The sequence below is a fragment of the Bacillus sp. FSL R5-0585 genome (assembly GCF_038004545.1).
Taxonomy (GTDB): Bacteria; Bacillota; Bacilli; order Bacillales; family Bacillaceae_G; genus Bacillus_A; species Bacillus_A cereus.
Genome location: NZ_JBBORJ010000001.1, coordinates 3,351,161 through 3,367,613, shown reverse-complemented (window position 1 = coordinate 3,367,613; position 16,453 = coordinate 3,351,161). Strand labels below are relative to the sequence as shown.

The window sequence follows — 16,453 nt, the reverse complement described above, 5'->3', positions numbered from 1 at the left end:
CTTTGTACTTATAAAATATCGATATCATTCTTAGCATGTGTATTTAAAAATTTAAACATAGATTATGTAGTTGAAAATGTCTTAATATAAATATTTCCTTTTATAAAAATAATGCGTTATTATAATTTTATAAGTTAAGATAGAAAGGGAAATAAAATGGATGTTAATAATATAGAGTTACCAGAATCACTAAAAGAAGTACTTTGGGACGGGTGGATACTCCTTGGTGTCATATTTGTTGTATGTACCCTGCTAGTAATTATTAGATCTTATATACCAGATGATATGCTACCTATCATTAAAGGTGCTATAGCATTAGTTATTTTAGGTGGGATATTTTATATAGGTTATTAAAGTAATTATTATGGTTTATGAGTGAAAAGGAGTTAAGATGGCTAAGCGAAAGAAGAAGCAAGATGAATCAATATTGGGATCTTTACTAGTTATTACGTTTTTCGGGGTGTTGTGGAAACCGGAATTTTTAGTACCGATAGTAATGGTATCGGCAGCAATTATATTATTATATATGTATGTGAATGTAAAAAAGCTAAGAGAACTTCGACAATCAGGAATTTATGATATTGATAAAATGAGCGGACACCAGTTTGAAAAATATTTAGGAAGTCTATTTCCTGCTTTGGGTTATAAAACAGAGATTACTAAAGCATCTAACGATTTTGGTGCAGATTTAATTTTGAGAAAAAATGATAAAAGAATTATTGTACAGGCAAAACGCTATAAGAATAACGTTGGAATTAAATCTGTTCAGGAGATTGTTGGTGCAAAAGAATTTTATAAAGCTGATGAAACATGGGTTGTTACAAATAGTGAATTTACAGCTGCAGCATACAAACTCGCTAAAGTGAATCGAGTTGTATTAATTAATAGAGAGAAACTTATTAAGTTAATTGGTCAGGGCAAACGAGAAAAGAGAAATTAGTGATACAAAAGGTCAGGTATAGACTTATGGAAAAGGCACTATGAAAAGTGTCTTTTTGTTTTGGATATAGAAAAATAATCCAGAAAACTTATATTTTAGTATATAATTAAAAATGAGAATGGCGTGTAATAATATTTTTAATAGTAAAAGAGAACTTTTGATCATTTTTTATTATTGTAAATCATTTATTTGTATATATTTATATTTAATTTATATAAATGAAATACACGCATAATATGAAAAAAGAGGGGATTCTTGTGGGTTTACACATTATACCGAATGATTTGCCAAGCTTGACTCCAGGTGAAAGAAGAGTGCTTGAAAAGATTCGCTCTTTATATAAAGACGTGGAGCGAGAAGCGTACTTATATATTCAGCCAAGAATTAGACATTTAGAACCTGATTTTATTTTAATTGATTCACAAAGAGGTGTAACAATCTTTGAAGTGAAAGATTGGGAACTTTCTTATATTAATAGAGCAGATAGAAGAAAAATAGATTTAGCAGATGGAAAACAGGTAGATAATCCATTTTGTAAAGCTAACTTATACCATACTGCAGCACAGAGGTTATTTAGGCTGCACGATATTTTAAAAAATGAACGGAACGAATTAAAGTTTAAATTACATACTAATGTTATATTTCCGTATCTTCATTCTAATAAGATTGAAGAGAGTGGATTAGATCAAGTATTTAATCAGCCACCAGCGCAGTGTATTTCATCTGACATGTTAAGTACAGTAAATATAAATCAATTATTTAAAAATGAATTTAGTTTCGTAGAAGAAGATGAAATTATTGCAATACGAACACTATTATTTCCAGAAATTAAGGTTAGTTGTAGTGATAATCAAATCAGTACAAAAGAATTAATTACAGCACTAGATGCAGAGCAAGAGCGTTTCGCGAAGCGTGTACCGTACGGTCACTATATGGTAACTGGAGTTCCGGGTAGTGGGAAAACGGTTTTATTGCTAGCTCGTGCAATTCATCTAGTACGTGAACATCCAGAGTGGAAAATAAAAATATTAACGTATAATAGGTCGTTAAAAACAAAAATTGAGAATAAATTGAATTCTTTAGCGGCTGATCTTGCCTTTATGAATGTACGCTTGGAAAATATAGACGTTAGCACTTTTCATAAATTTGCGCTAGATACAGCAAGTATATGTGTACCCAAAAAAAATACAGTGAAGTGGTGGAATGAAGAATTGCCAGAAGTAGCTATACAGCGAGCTCAATCATCATATGATGCTGTTTTAGTGGACGAATACCAAGACTTTCTAGATGATTGGATTCGATTATGTGTGAAGTCTTGTAAAGAACATACGTATGTTAATAATCAAAAGGAAACTGTTACGGGGATAAATTTATTTTTAGCAGGAGATAGACTACAGAGCATCTATAACAACTCAGATCATAGCTGGAAGAGCTTAGGTATTGATATGCGCGGGAGAAGTTCTTTATTAAAGAAATCTTATCGTGCCGGTAGTCAACATATAGATTTAGCCCTTAATTTCTTGAAACAAGAAAAAAAATTGGAAGAGGAAGTAAATAAATTTTATTGTCCAATGAGCGAACTATCTTTTGAGAATGAAATGAAAGATGGAGTTAGTTTTATTGAAGGATCGTATGAAGATATTAGTAATAAAGTCTACGAGCTTATTAAGAGCAAGGGTTATAAGCCAGAAGATATATTAATTTTGTGTAGAGAAGGAAAAGATTGTGAGAATATACAAAAGAAATTAAATCGTGAAATACGTCAAAAAGTAAAAGTTACAAAAAATATTACTGAAGGACATTTAATTATAACAACGTATCATTCGTCGAAAGGTCTTGAGGCACCAATTGTCTTTTTAGTTGATGTGGATAAGTTTGAAAGAATGGAGCTCGAACAAAATGACATTAAACTACGTAAGCTATTATATGTAGGCATGACAAGATCATCTGAGCATTTATACATTCATGCTGGAAGTTATGATAAACCTTCTTTTGGACAAGTATTAAGGAACGAAATATCTTGAGGATATCCTTGAAAATCTAAAGAGGAGTATAATTGAACTGAATGTTAAAACATTAAAGGTGTAGGACGGGGGAATTATGATGATACATACTTTAGTAAGGGGACAAAAGATAGATGTTACAAAGAATCATCCAGAGATGAAAGGGTTACTGGTAGATTTAACTTGGAATGCCCCGATGAATATGGATGTAGATGCATCAGCTTTTTTAGTAGGTTTTAATGGGAAAATTACTAAAGAAGAGGATTTCGTTTTTTATGGACAACCTTATTCTAGTTGTCGATCTGTTCAACTGGACCAAAATGAAACAAATGGAAATAAACAAAGATTTTCTATAGATTTTACTCATATAAAAGATGACGTACAAAAGATTGTATTTTCGATTACAATTCATAATGCCGAAGAGAGGAAACAGGCGCTACGAGATGTTTCCCATATTCAATTGAAAATAAATAACGCACAATCAGGATTAGAAATTATTCATTTTCCTATCACGTATCCATTTACAGATGAAAGCGCCATTATTGTTGGAGAGCTATATCGACATGGAGGAGGCTGGAAGTTCAATCCTATTGGAGCTGGCTATTTTGGTGGGTTAGCTGCATTGTGTACAAATTTTGGAATAGAAATTGCAGAGGATGAAAAACAATTTGCTCCTCCTGTAGAGAAGAAAATAGTTCCTACTCCGCCTCCATTACAAAAAACTATTAATGCAGTGAAGGTTGAATTGAAGAAAAAACAATCTATAAATATACAAAAATCTAAAATGGTAACGGCTACTTTAGAATGGGAAACAAATAAAGATTTAGACTTATACTGTTTTTACGTAACAACTAATGGAGAAATAGGAAAGGTTTATTATAAAAATCTAGGTTCGTCTAAAGTCTCGCCATATATTGTGTTAGATGGTGATTCGCAGGAACCAGGAAAAGAAACAATTCGTATTTACCGACCAGAAGCTTTAAAATATGTTTTATTTGCTGCGTATAGTGCTGTCGGAAATGGAATAGGTAGTTTCTATTCTATGAGGGCTAAAGCTGTTGTCGATAATCATATGGGAAGCGTTGTAACAGCACCGTTATTAGAAATAAATGACCATGCTTATTGGGTGTGTATTGCTCATATTGATTTCACTAATTCAAATGAGATGAAAATTTCACATGTAGAAAGTTACTCAAAAGACCATTCAGAGGCTTCACCACTGTTGTACGAGAACGGGAAATTCCGAATGGATGTAGGGCCGATTGAATTTAAAAATGAAGAGGACTATCAGAAGTATTTTAAATAATAGAGTATAAAATCATACATCATATTGTATGATTTTTCTTTTATACATAGTTTGGTAAAATAGTAGTAATTGTAATTAATTGTAACGGTGGGGATGAAAATGTTAGAGCAACTCATAATTGAATTGGCTAAATTAATGAAGCAGGTTGAAGAGATAAATGGTGATAAAACTTATCTGGTTATAAATAAAGATGATGAAGGATTATACGTTGAAGATAAATTTTCACGTGAGCAATATGATGAGGAAGCACCATCTTATTTTAAAGTGAGTTTTGAAATTCTTAAGGATGCTTGGAGAAAATTTATCGCTATGCGTACAGTAAAGAGTGAAGATTTTGGACAAGCGAGTGAATGTAATACTTTCATGGTAGCTTTCTTTTCACAGTTTCCATTTGTGGATGTAAAGGAATCGGGAGCTATTACATTTAAAGAATTCAAAACCGATAATCTACCAAGCGAAAAATACGATAAAGTCATGCTCTTTTTAGAAGAGATCATGAGTGGTACATATAATCCAAGTACGTTAAGTGAACAAACGGATGAAAATTTATATAGAATGAAATCTAATGCTCGCCAGGATTTAAGGTTATTGGGCTTTTTGAATGAATCTCATGAAATGAATCAGTTGCTATTAAGCGAATGTGTTCAATCGGAAGATAAGAAAAACTACATGGCACAGTTAGTTTTAAAACAAGAATATTTCCGTCATGCTTTATTTGTTCTTGGATTGTTAGAGAAGTATTCAAAAGATGAAAAGAAAGCAGCTCTAGTTGATTTGGGAATGACGATTGTCCGAAATTCATTAGGAGATAATTTGATGGTTGAATCGGTAGCGAGGCGGCGTACGAATAATTTACTAGATTGGCTTGAACAAGTAGGGCTGATTAATAATGAATGGATTTCTGTTGGACAATATGTAAAAGATGATGGGGAAAAGGGCGGTAGTATGAACAGTAATTTGCGTGAAAAGTTTTTAATAGTTATGAATGAGTATTTACAGGCGAAAACAGAGAGATTTGCGGGTCATAAAATGGGATCGGTTGTTAGGAATGAGATGACAACGGAAATAACGAGGTTACCATTTATTGATCATAATCAATATGTTGTCACAGGATCAGTTGGACAAGGAAATTGGGCTGCTGTTCCGTGGCTTGCGATCATGAATAAAGACATTACGAAATCTACGCAGAGTGGTTATTATATCGTTTATTTATTTAGTGAAGATATGGAGCGGTTATATTTAACTATAGCACAAGGGGTAACTAAAACGGATAAAGATGAATTGGATAAAATTAAAGAAGAGATTCGTGAGCAAATACATATGTCCCAAAATGTGAAAAAAGATGATGAGATTTTCCTAGGGACAAGCTCAAAAGCGAAAGGCTATGCGAATTCAACAGCTGCATATATTGCGTACGATGCTAATAAAATGCCAAGTGAAAAAGAGTTAGTAGAGGATCTAGAAGAAATGCTTCGCTATTATGAGGGATTCATAGCTTATAAAGAGGAAGGAACGAAATATGAAGTGATTTATGGGAGGAAAGAAGTTCATTTAGATCAGCAATCCATTATTGATCATGTGTCTTCTTATATTCAAAGTAAGGGTTTCTATTATGAGGAAAAGGATCTTATTAATTTCTTCCTTTCATTAAAGACGAAGCCGTTTGTAATTTTATCAGGTATTTCAGGTACAGGGAAAACGAAAATTGTTCAGTGGTTTGCGGAAAGTTTAGGGGCTACGGAAGAGAATGGACAATTTACACTTATTCCGGTTAGACCTGATTGGAGTGATAGTTCTGATTTGCTTGGCTATGTGAACCTTCAAGGGGAGTTTCAAGAAAGGCCATTAATTAAAGTTCTTGAAAATGCAGATGCAAATCCAAATCGACCGTACTTTGTAGTGTTGGACGAGATGAACTTAGCTCGAGTGGAATACTACTTTAGTGACTTTTTAAGTGTAATCGAGAGTCGTAAATGGAAAGATAGAAAAATTGTTACGTCACCTGTTCTTCCTGAGTCAATTACGAATAAGCATATTACGATTCCATCAAATGTATATATTATCGGAACTGTAAATATGGACGAAACGACACATCCGTTAAGTAAGAAAGTATTAGATCGAGCGAATACGATTGAGTTTAATACTGTTAGCTTAGATTATTTTAATTTCTTAATGGATGTAGAAGAGAAGGAAGCTGAAATTGTTTCAAATCGTTCTTTAGAAACTGAGTATCTTCATCTAAAAGAATGTTTTAAAGAAAACGAAGATCTTGTGAGAAATATATCGAACCTTTTAATAAAAATAAATAAAATACTTGAATCAGTTGGAGCTCAAGTTGGGTATCGTATACGAGATGAAATTTGTTTCTACATGGCATACAACGAACAAGGAAAGTTATTGTCATTCGATGAAGCACTCGATTATCAAATATATCAAAAGATTTTACCGCGTCTTGCGGGGAGCGATGGAAGAACAGAAGAGGTATTGAAGCAGTTGTATGTATTATGTACAAATGAAGAATATGATAGTGGCAATAATGATGCTTCCTATGCTAAGTATCCTCGTTCAGCTAACAAGCTGTCTCATATGTTAAGGAGGTTCGAGTATGATGGTTTCACCTCTTTCTGGATCTAATAATGAGATAGAGCTAGTTAAGATTGAAACAGAAGAGCTATCATTGACAATTAAGGGAAATCCTTATCATGAAAAATATGAGAGTTTAAAAGAGTATCAAGCTATGAACGTAGATGAAATGATGTATTTTCATGTAGATGGGAAGGCGGAATCCGTTTCTGTATTTGATGCGAGATTGCAGGGGTTAGACGAATGGAATGAACACCCGCCAATCTTTTTTGAAAATAGAAGTTATCAGCTTGTTGTTGTTCCGAAAAATAACAGGCAGCTCTCTTTTTATCATGAACACCCGGGTTTTCGAAAGCAAGTTAGTTCTATTCAAATGGGATCACTTCATGTGTTAATGGGGAATCTTTCGTTTCCAAATGAAGTAGGAAATACAACATTCGAAATTAAAGACGAGCAAGAAACTTTATTAACTGTTACATTTGAAGTTTTCCCGGCAAAACTGGATTATAAGGATGATTACAGAGCTTTATTAAATGAAGTAAATGATGAAATTTATAATTTAGCATTTCATTTACTAAAAAGAACTTACTTAGGAGCATCTACAATTTACGCTACAAATCCATCGAAGAGTGAGTTCTATCGTATTTTAAATGATTCCTTTGAGCGATTTATGAAGTCGATTTCTCATATAAAAAGACAACCGCATCATACGCTTATGACTAGGCATCAACTTGTACGAGGAGAAAAAATTCGTAAATTGGATTCTGTCGGAATGAACTATTTGCGAAAGCGACCACACTTACTGCAAGGAGAAAAAAGTATACCGACTAAAGGGATTACAGCTTATAAGGAAGTTTCTTATGATACGCTGGAAAATCGATTTGTTAAATGGATGATTCAAAGAGTCGTACATAAAATAGATGATTTACTTAAGGCGCTAGAGCCAAAGTCTAGATATACACGTGGTGTAACTGATGAAAATTTGCTAGAGCGTGTAAAAAATATGAAGTATCGAATGAAAAATGAATTAAACGATCCATTTTGGAGAGGAATCGGAAAATTAGATCGCTCAGTCTTTTCACTCGTTATCCAAATGGCTGCAGGCTATAGAGATGCGTATCAAATCTTCTTAATGCTATCGCGAGGTTTAACATTACGAGGACAAATTTTCAAAATGTCGGTAAAAGATGTCGCAAGGTTATACGAATACTGGACGTATTTAAAACTTGGACAAATTCTATCCAAAAAATATATACCGCTCGATCAAGATGTTATCCAAGTTAAACAAGACGGTTTATATGTAACGCTCGATGAAAGTAAAACTGCAAAAAGAGCGTTTAAGCATCCAGTCACTGGTGAAGTAATAGAACTGTATTTCCAGAAAAGAAACGGTAGACTGCCAACAGTTACACAAAAACCAGATACTATGCTCGCTATTGAGAAAAAGGGAAAGAACTATCAATATCAATACATCTTTGATGCGAAATACCGAATTGATTTTGCTGAAAGGTCTCATTATAAAAAGAAGTATGGTACTCCTGGCCCAATGGAAGAAGACATTAATACAATGCACCGCTACAGAGATGCATTAGTTGTGGAACAAGATGGACCTTTTGAGCGGACAGCTTACGGAGCGTACGTATTATTCCCATGGAACCAAGAGGAAGCGTACGAGAACCATCCATTTTATAAAAGTATCGAAAAAGTAAATATCGGTGGATTCCCGTTCTTACCAAACGCAACAAGACTAGTCGAACAATTTTTAGACCATCTCATTGAAAAAAGCCCAGAAGAAATTATAAGAGAAGGCATCCTTCCAAGAGGCACAAAAGAAGAATGGCACTCCTCGCTAGAAGAAAAAGTATTAGTAGGCAGCGTGAAAACTGAAAGTGATTATGAAACGTATAGAAAGAATGGGGTATATCAATTACCAATCAAACAGCTAAAACCAGGATGGCAAGAAGCGAAGTACATAGCATTATATGCACCGAAAAAATGGTACGGAGAAAAAGGCGGTATCCAATACGTAGCCAAAATTAAAAACATTCAAATGCAACAAAAAGATGAGTATGTACATTTCGAACTAGAACCATGGAAAAAACTAGACCACCTCATCCGCCCAGTAGGATATGGCATTCAAACATACACAATAACAACTATGTCGTTATTAAAAGAAGTACAAGAGCTCCCAGAACTCTTCATGAAATCAAAAGAAGAACGAACTCTTTGGAAAACGTTACGTCGTTTCACGAAGCAGGTTAAGGTTGAGCTGGATCATAACAACTTAGATGAGGCTTCTACTATTAAGAGTTATTATGTGCAGGATGTTCAGATTTGGGTTGATTATGAGAATGGGGTTGTTGTGGTGGGGAGAGATGGGCGAGTTAAGGAAGTTCCTTTGGAGTTGGTTGTTGGTAGGGGATCGGTGTTGTTTAGGGAGGTTTTAGAAGTATTAAATGTTGGGAATAGTACTTAGATACAGAGAGAATCTATATGGAAAGGGGTTATTGGTTGGAAAATTTAGTTTATGAGCTGTTACTATATAATATTATTAAAATAGTAAACTAAAGGAGAATATTGTAAAATTTAATCAAGAGGTGAACGCTATTGATAGTTGTTAAGGAAATGAAATACGAAAATATGTTAAGAATGACTGAACATTTTCGTGCAAAGGATTACTATTTAAATGATAGTGAAAACTTAAGGATTACATTTGAGCATTTAGAGTTTATAGAACCAGCTGGAGCATTATTATTTTTGACTACTATGGATAAAATAAGAAAATTAAATATTCCTTACGAAATTGAACCGATTAATCATTTGAAAAAGTCAGCCATTTCATATGGTGAAACTATGGGGATATTTCAGCAATTAGGCATCTCGGATGCACCATCACATAATTCCGGAGCAACATACATAGCCCCAACAAAAATTGAAATACATGAGATTTTTAGGGGTTTAGATGATGTAGGTGGAACAATAGAGTCATATTATGAAATAATTTCGGAACGAATAGTTAGTAAGGTTTTGGGATTGGTAGATTCAGAATTAGATGAAGACGTGAAAGATTTATTTATATTTGTAGTAAGAGAGATGATTAGAAATATCTTTGATCATTCTCAGTCTTCACACTATTACTATGCCTCACAATCATATAGAACAAGCAATTTTGTAGAGGTTGTGATTGCAGATGTCGGAGTTGGACTATTGGCTACTATCCCCTTTGATGTTGAAGAGAGGTGGTTTGGGAAAGATACAGATGAAGAGGCAATCAGAAAGGCACTAACTCCAGGATTATCCGCCCTATCAAATCATGCGTACGCTCCAGAAGATTATAAAAATTCAGGCTATGGTTTAGCTTTGGTAAAAAGAATTATTCAATGTACCGGTGGATTGTTTAGTATTGCTTCGGGAACAAAATCAATAACATTTGCATCAGAAGAAATAATAAACAATTGTGATGTTAATGGAACTGTAGTTAGGATGAGATTACAGTTAGATAAGTTAGGTAGTGTAAGTTTTCAAGAGATATTAAATGAAGCAGAAAATGAAGCTAAGATTAAAGGATTCAAACACATGCCCTCAACTGCTTCAAAAACAATTAAAAGCCAAAAAGTATAAATTTTATTTAGAGAAGATGTGGAAAACCGTATCTTCTCTAAATAGAGTTTGAATATTCCGTTAATATTGTCGGGATATTTTAAACTAAAATTATTTGGCAAAAATAAGGGGGGAAATAATTGACAGTTAGTAAAACGTTAAATGCCATTTTATATATACTATCTTTAGTATTTTTAGTGGGATCAATAATAATATACCTTCTAAAAGAAGAATCATTTGGATGGGGTACATTTTTTGGGACAGATGCCTTAACACTTTATGGATTAGTAGCTACATTTTTAAGTATGTTAGCAATGAAAGTACCCTTTATTAGAAAAATATTTAGATGGTTTCTATTAAATTTTAGCATAACAAAAATTAACTATGAATTATCTATGGTGGTTGACAGTAACTTAGAAACAAAAGATTTATATGATATTCTTTTAAATAGTATACTTGAAACAGATATTTTCGATAATACAGAATATGAAGTTTTTAATAGAAAGCATATGCTAATACGCTTCTCAGTAGCTGCAATGAATGCAACAATTGCTATAAAAGAGCAGTCAATTACATCAGATTATAAAGAGGATGGTGTTAATTTTTCCAAAAGGCATAAAATTGAAATAAAAGGTATAGATAACTTTAAAAGTATGAATAAAAATATAAACTTTATTCTTTATATAATGGCGGAAAAATTACAACATAAACAGTTGCAATTTAATAAGTTTTATTTGAAGGTTAAAAAGAATAGTACTGAATATAACTTTTTAAATGAAAATAATTTATTGCTAGATAAGTCATCGAAAGTTATTCACTCCGAAACTCAAATTGAAAAAACTAATTCAATTATTGCTATTGATATTCATGAGGGGATTACAATATCTTCAAAAAATAGAGGTGAATTTTTAATAGCAATTGATTTATTAAAAGATATACTAGTAAGTTAATAAGATAGGGGATGTTGGAATGGGTTTTGTAATTACTGTTAATAAAATAGAGGAAAAACCAAACAATTTTGAAGGAATTGTAATTGGGAGAGAGGAAGTACAGCTTGAGGGGAGCTTAGCTGTTGCTGAAACCAGAATTTATAAACCTACTGAATTACAAGAGGGTGAAGAAGAGGTAGAAGAGGTAATGGAAGAGGAAGTTGAGGATGAACTAGATGAAGATTTTATCGAGGTTTTTCCAGATGAAGAATTAGAAACGGGAAATCTAATTCCAGGTGGAGATATAGTTAACTATGAAAAATATATACTGAAACATAGTCAAAAATATCCAATAGTAGGTGTAATAAATCAACGGGAATTTAAAGAAATACTAAGAGTTTTTAGTTTTGAAGTTTATATAAATAACTCTTATGCAATTAGCTATTCGAAACATAAGGGGAAGTTTGCTCAATCTGCATTTAAGCGTTTGAAAGATACTACGGCTTTTAAGAGTGTTCCGTATGAATTAGATTTGCTAGACGCCTTAGAAAATATTATCAATAGTGATAGTGGTATCACTATTCAAGCTGGTTGGTTTGCTAATTTAGGACTAGCTAATCTAGATAGTGTTTTATTAAGAGGAGAAGATGTAAACCAAGCTGCTGACTGGAAAAAGTTTAAAAGAACTGCTGGGGCATCATTATCTAATATTGAATTATTAGTAGAAGATTCATCTTTCCCTAATAATAGAATTGCTATTTCTTTAAGCAAAAGGGGAATTCTTTATTGTAAGAGAAATATTTCCCCAGAGAAAAGTTTAGAATTAACTGATAGAATTTTTAAAATTGTTCTTGGAGAAGAAGAATAGAACCTCATTAAACATTTGGGTAAAGATAAATTTTTAGCAGCGACTAAATTGTCGTTGCTTTTTTTGTAAAAGTAGGAGGATGGAGATAATGGCAAGAAGAACAGTAAAGAAAGTTCAAAATACAAAGGTATAGTATTTTATTTTAACATATGGAAATGAGAAAACGAGAAACTAAGGGGGTTTTAAAAATAAGGATTTAAAATAAAATAAGTATTTCAGAAATCGATGCTGTGGTTAGAGTAATCTCTAATAAGGGGGACGTATTACAGCAAAATAAAAATCTGTATAAAGATTATTTATTGGATCAATTTTTAGAGAGTAAAAAAGGCAAAGGTAAAGAAGCAAACTTTAAATACTTATAGATGGAGTGTTGGAAAATACATTATTCTATCTATAGGGGAAATAGACTTAATCTAATGATAATACAAGGCTTATATAATTAGCTAATCAAAGAAAAGAGTTTATCGGATGGAAATATTCAAAAGGTACATACATACATTAATTAATGATTCATTGAAAAAGCCGAAAGGTGGGGAATAATAGTAGGTAATCTTGCTTTGCTTGTAGATTGGCCAAAGCAGTAAAGAAAAGATATTGCTATGGAATGAGTAAGAAATAAGGGATTTCTTGAAGTATAACTAAAAGAGTGGAAACTACTAGTATGGCATTTTTATTGGTTTTAACAACAGAAGTGAGACAAGGGGAAGTACTAGGCAAGCTAGATAGCTGTGGATTTAGAACGTGATTATGTACATATTAATCGAATTCTTAGTAATGAGGGGAAAGATTTGTTGCCCTATACAAAAACAAAATCATTTACTAGGAGGAACCATTACTGCTTGAAAAACATTATTTTCTTATGTGAAGAGTGAAAAAGTCGTTCTTATAAGTATTTATATGTAGTAATATGTATAGAATCCGATGTAACTACATATAAAAGTAATATCCGAAGGATTTTTAGATCCACTATAAAAAAGCCGAGTAAGATTAGATGTCATGATATGAGATATACTGATACGACATTGGTATAAGGGATGAATTTAAAAATTGTATGGAAATGATTGAGGTGTACAGATGCCTGGATTATATTAATTATAAAATACTTTAATTCAAAACTTAATCAAAAATCTTGTGAAATGAGATTTTTGATTAGTGATGAATAAAAACTTATATTGCTATTTCAAAATTGCACTGAAAGTTAAGAAGAAAATATTAGAAAGCAGATTGTGAAAAAGATTAATTTAGTCGATAAAACTTCTATTTATTTTATAATTTAAAAGATTTTTATTTGTCGATTCGGTGGTTATATCTTATTTAAAGTAAACTTTTATTAAGATATAATAGGTAGTACGGAGGATGACCTAATGGTAAGAGACTTTTTAAAAAAGATTGATGAGATTTCAAGTAATACTAATATAAAGAGATCGAAGGAACTGAACAAAGAATTAAATGAACAGTTCTTTACTCCGATGGAAATTGCTTATTATATGAGTTCGATGTTTACTCCTATATCGAAATCAGAAATAGAGTTTATGGATGTGGGTGCAGGTCTAGGGAATTTAACAGCGGCGTTTATTGTATCTGTATGCGAATGGAGAAAAAAACCCAAAAAAATTCGTGTCACTTTAGTTGAAATTGATAGTACAATTATTGATGAATTAAAAGCTAATATGGAGTTATGTGTTGATTTATGTAAAAAAAATAAAATACAAATAGAGTTTATTTTTAAGAATAAAGATTTTATTGATCAAACAGTGAAGGAACTAAAGAATAATAGTGTTTTGCATTATGATTATATAATATTAAACCCACCTTATAAGAAATTAAGTACGAATACGATTGATAAAAGGTTATTATCAAGTGTTGGTATTGATGTTCCAAACTATTATGCAGCATTTGTTTCTTTAGCCCATAGATTATTAAAGGATAAGGGACAACTGGTTTGTATCATCCCTAGAAGTTTTTGTAATGGTCAATATTTTAAAGGTTTTAGAATGGATATTCTTAACAATGTAAAGATTGAACGGATTCATTTGTTTGAATCAAGAAATGATCTCTTTTATGATGATGTATTACAAGAAACTCTTATTATGGTTTTAGCAAAAAATAGGCAAAGGCTTAATGATACTGTTCTAATTTCTGATAGTATAACTGATGATTTTTCAACAGTTCAATGTTTAAAAAAGAAATTTGATAATATTGTATTTCCTTATGATACAGAAAAAATTATACGAATAATTAAAGAAAATGACTTAGCAATTGTGGAACGGATGCATTCTCTCCCTTGTACTTTAGAAGATCTTGATCTCACTGTTTCAACAGGACCAGTGGTGGATTTTAGAGAAAAAGAAGGGTTACTAAGATTCGATGGAACTTTATTTTCTGTGCCTATTATATATCCAGAAAATTTTTCGAAGGGGTTTATAGAATGGCCAATTATAGGGAAAAAGCCGGGGTTTTTGATTGAAGATGTGTCTAATGTTAAAAAGCTTAGACCACCTGGTATTTATGTATTAGTTAAAAGGATGAGCTCTAAAGAAGAAAAGAGAAGAATTATAGCAGTAGTATACGATAGTGAGTTTGTTAGTAGTGGCCGAGTTGCATTTGATAATAAAGTGAATTATTTTCATTGTAAAAAGAAGGGGATAGTAAATAGAAGTGTAGCGAAGGGACTATCAGTTTATCTTAATTCATCCTTAGTCGATTTCTATTTCAGAACATTTAGTGGGAGTACGCAAGTGAATGTTGCAGATCTAAAGTCATTAAGGTATCCAACTCTTGAGATATTAGAAAAAATGGGAAGTGCTTATGGAGAAGAACTTCCTGTTCAAGAAATAATAGATGAGATAGTGAATAACGAACTATTTTAGGAGGAAGAGTGCCACTAATTGTTAGTTTTGCCTAACAATTAGTGGCGTTTCTTTATTTTACCGTAAAATATTTTTCAGGGCACTCTTTAATCCAAAAGTTGGTTCCCGGTGCTAAATTATTATTCGAACTTTGTCGTTCATAAAATCTTTTCCAAGTGTAGAAAGTAGTAGTACATCCAGCAAATTTTTTATTTGATTTTTGGCAGATTTTTATAAAACCTTGTAATTTGTGAGTATCAACTTCACCATCGGAAGTAACAGCTTCTACAAACCACAGGGAGTCTTCTTCTTTATTGTATAAGATTACATCAGGCCAAACATCCTCTAAGTCACCAAATTTGATTTTATATAAATCTAGAAGAGCTCGCTCCTCTTTAGTTATTCTGTTCCCATCTTCAGCATCTTTGAAGATACATTTATATCCAGATAAATAATTTTTACTGTATATATTAATTGAATCTTCTATTAAGCCTTTATGTGATAAGGTGCCGTTACCAGAATCATTCTTTTCATAAGTGACAAGTAGTCTTTTTCTATGTTCGGCAGAAGCAAACCACTCCTTAACAAGTTGATCAAAATTTTGATTTTGAAATTTTTTTAATAGGCACACAAATTCAGAGTTTAATCTGTATGCTGAATTTGGGGACTTGGCTTTTAAATGTCCCAATTTAAATTCTCCTCCACTAACGGTAATTAAATCAATAATACCAACTTCTACGAGGGGCTTTATCCAATAGTCTCTGCCTTCCCGATCTAACTTATTTTTACCTCTCATTAGTATTCCTACATAAGAACCGATATGAGCTACCGAAGCGCCAGCAGAAATACTATAATGCTTAGATATTTTAGAATAAAGATTTGGTAATTCATCATTTAATAAACAGTATATTACATCACGCATATCATCGGAATATCTATCTATCATTTTTAAGAAGCTCTCAATATCATTTAAACTGATACCTTGATAGGTAGATTGAGGTTTATAACCTTCTTTTTTTAATCTAATAAAATAGTCTTCAACTTTTTCTTTATTTTTAAATAGGTTCATGTTTTAATCACTACTCCAAATATTGTAAAAGTATTTATACTTTTTATTATACTTGAATTTTTGTGGATTGACTGTTTGAAATTTAGACTTATCGAAATAAATTAAAATCATGGAAAGAGATTAGTTACAGTGGTAAATCGAAAAAATAGGCTGTTTTTGTTTAGAGATTTTATCGAGTTACACATACTCATGTTGAAATGGTAGAAAATTTCGGATGTTAATGTGGTAAAATATTACTATACTAATTTAATAGCATATCCTTCGGAGTTCTATAAGTGTTTTATGTGAAAATTAAATAATGATCCA

General features: G+C 32.1%; 11 protein-coding genes. 10 read left to right on the top strand and 1 reads right to left on the bottom strand.

The window, feature by feature from the left end; all coding sequences use genetic code 11:
• Window positions 1-156: 156 nt before the first annotated feature.
• The 10 genes from MKY38_RS17315 (at window position 157) to MKY38_RS17270 (ending at window position 15,099) form a co-directional block, all read left to right on the top strand.
• Window positions 157-354: a hypothetical protein gene (locus MKY38_RS17315; RefSeq protein ID WP_000383009.1), complete on the top strand. Its 198-nt coding sequence runs from the start codon at window positions 157-159 to the stop codon at window positions 352-354.
• Between the two features lie 37 nt (window positions 355-391).
• On the top strand, window positions 392-940 hold the full coding sequence (locus tag MKY38_RS17310; protein WP_341049256.1) for a restriction endonuclease: 549 nt from the start codon (window positions 392-394) through the stop codon (window positions 938-940).
• Between the two features lie 257 nt (window positions 941-1,197).
• Complete coding sequence (locus MKY38_RS17305; RefSeq protein ID WP_341049254.1) at window positions 1,198-2,964, top strand: UvrD-helicase domain-containing protein; 1,767 nt, start codon at window positions 1,198-1,200, stop codon at window positions 2,962-2,964.
• 79 nt (window positions 2,965-3,043) lie between these two features.
• Entirely contained in the window at window positions 3,044-4,249 is a 1,206-nt protein-coding gene (locus MKY38_RS17300; protein WP_341049251.1) for a TerD family protein, read from the top strand.
• A gap of 99 nt (window positions 4,250-4,348) precedes the next feature.
• Window positions 4,349-6,883 carry an MrcB family domain-containing protein gene (locus MKY38_RS17295; RefSeq protein ID WP_341050323.1) on the top strand — a complete coding sequence of 845 codons (2,535 nt, stop codon included), beginning with the start codon at window positions 4,349-4,351 and terminating at the stop codon, window positions 6,881-6,883.
• A complete protein-coding gene (locus MKY38_RS17290) occupies window positions 6,858-9,308 on the top strand; it encodes a restriction endonuclease-like protein (RefSeq protein WP_341050321.1) in 2,451 nt (816 codons plus the stop codon). The genes MKY38_RS17295 and MKY38_RS17290 overlap by 26 nt, the downstream gene beginning before the upstream one ends.
• Window positions 9,309-9,439: 131 nt before the next feature.
• Window positions 9,440-10,453 (top strand): ATP-binding protein, encoded by a 1,014-nt coding sequence (locus MKY38_RS17285; protein ID WP_061681586.1) that lies wholly within the window; start codon window positions 9,440-9,442, stop codon window positions 10,451-10,453.
• Between the two features lie 119 nt (window positions 10,454-10,572).
• The gene (locus MKY38_RS17280; RefSeq protein WP_061681585.1) at window positions 10,573-11,382 is read left to right on the top strand and encodes a hypothetical protein; all 810 of its coding nucleotides are present in this window, start codon (window positions 10,573-10,575) and stop codon (window positions 11,380-11,382) included.
• 19 nt (window positions 11,383-11,401) lie between these two features.
• A complete protein-coding gene (locus MKY38_RS17275) occupies window positions 11,402-12,229 on the top strand; it encodes a hypothetical protein (protein WP_061681584.1) in 828 nt (275 codons plus the stop codon).
• 1,364 nt (window positions 12,230-13,593) lie between these two features.
• Window positions 13,594-15,099, top strand: a complete 1,506-nt coding sequence (locus MKY38_RS17270) for an Eco57I restriction-modification methylase domain-containing protein (protein ID WP_061681583.1) — start codon at window positions 13,594-13,596, stop codon at window positions 15,097-15,099.
• Between the two features lie 52 nt (window positions 15,100-15,151).
• Here the strand turns inward: MKY38_RS17270 and MKY38_RS17265 are convergent, their stop codons facing one another.
• Entirely contained in the window at window positions 15,152-16,147 is a 996-nt protein-coding gene (locus tag MKY38_RS17265) for a BsuBI/PstI family type II restriction endonuclease (protein ID WP_061681582.1), read from the bottom strand.
• Window positions 16,148-16,453: the final 306 nt, after the last annotated feature.

Coding starts and splice junctions, on each gene's coding strand:
- MKY38_RS17315 (WP_000383009.1), top strand. CDS start 157: ATGGATGTTAATAATATAGAGTTACCAGAATCACTAAAAGAAGTACTT.
- MKY38_RS17310 (WP_341049256.1), top strand. CDS start 392: ATGGCTAAGCGAAAGAAGAAGCAAGATGAATCAATATTGGGATCTTTA.
- MKY38_RS17300 (WP_341049251.1), top strand. CDS start 3,044: ATGATACATACTTTAGTAAGGGGACAAAAGATAGATGTTACAAAGAAT.
- MKY38_RS17295 (WP_341050323.1), top strand. CDS start 4,349: ATGTTAGAGCAACTCATAATTGAATTGGCTAAATTAATGAAGCAGGTT.
- MKY38_RS17290 (WP_341050321.1), top strand. CDS start 6,858: ATGGTTTCACCTCTTTCTGGATCTAATAATGAGATAGAGCTAGTTAAG.
- MKY38_RS17275 (WP_061681584.1), top strand. CDS start 11,402: ATGGGTTTTGTAATTACTGTTAATAAAATAGAGGAAAAACCAAACAAT.
- MKY38_RS17270 (WP_061681583.1), top strand. CDS start 13,594: ATGGTAAGAGACTTTTTAAAAAAGATTGATGAGATTTCAAGTAATACT.
- MKY38_RS17265 (WP_061681582.1), bottom strand. CDS start 16,147: ATGAACCTATTTAAAAATAAAGAAAAAGTTGAAGACTATTTTATTAGA.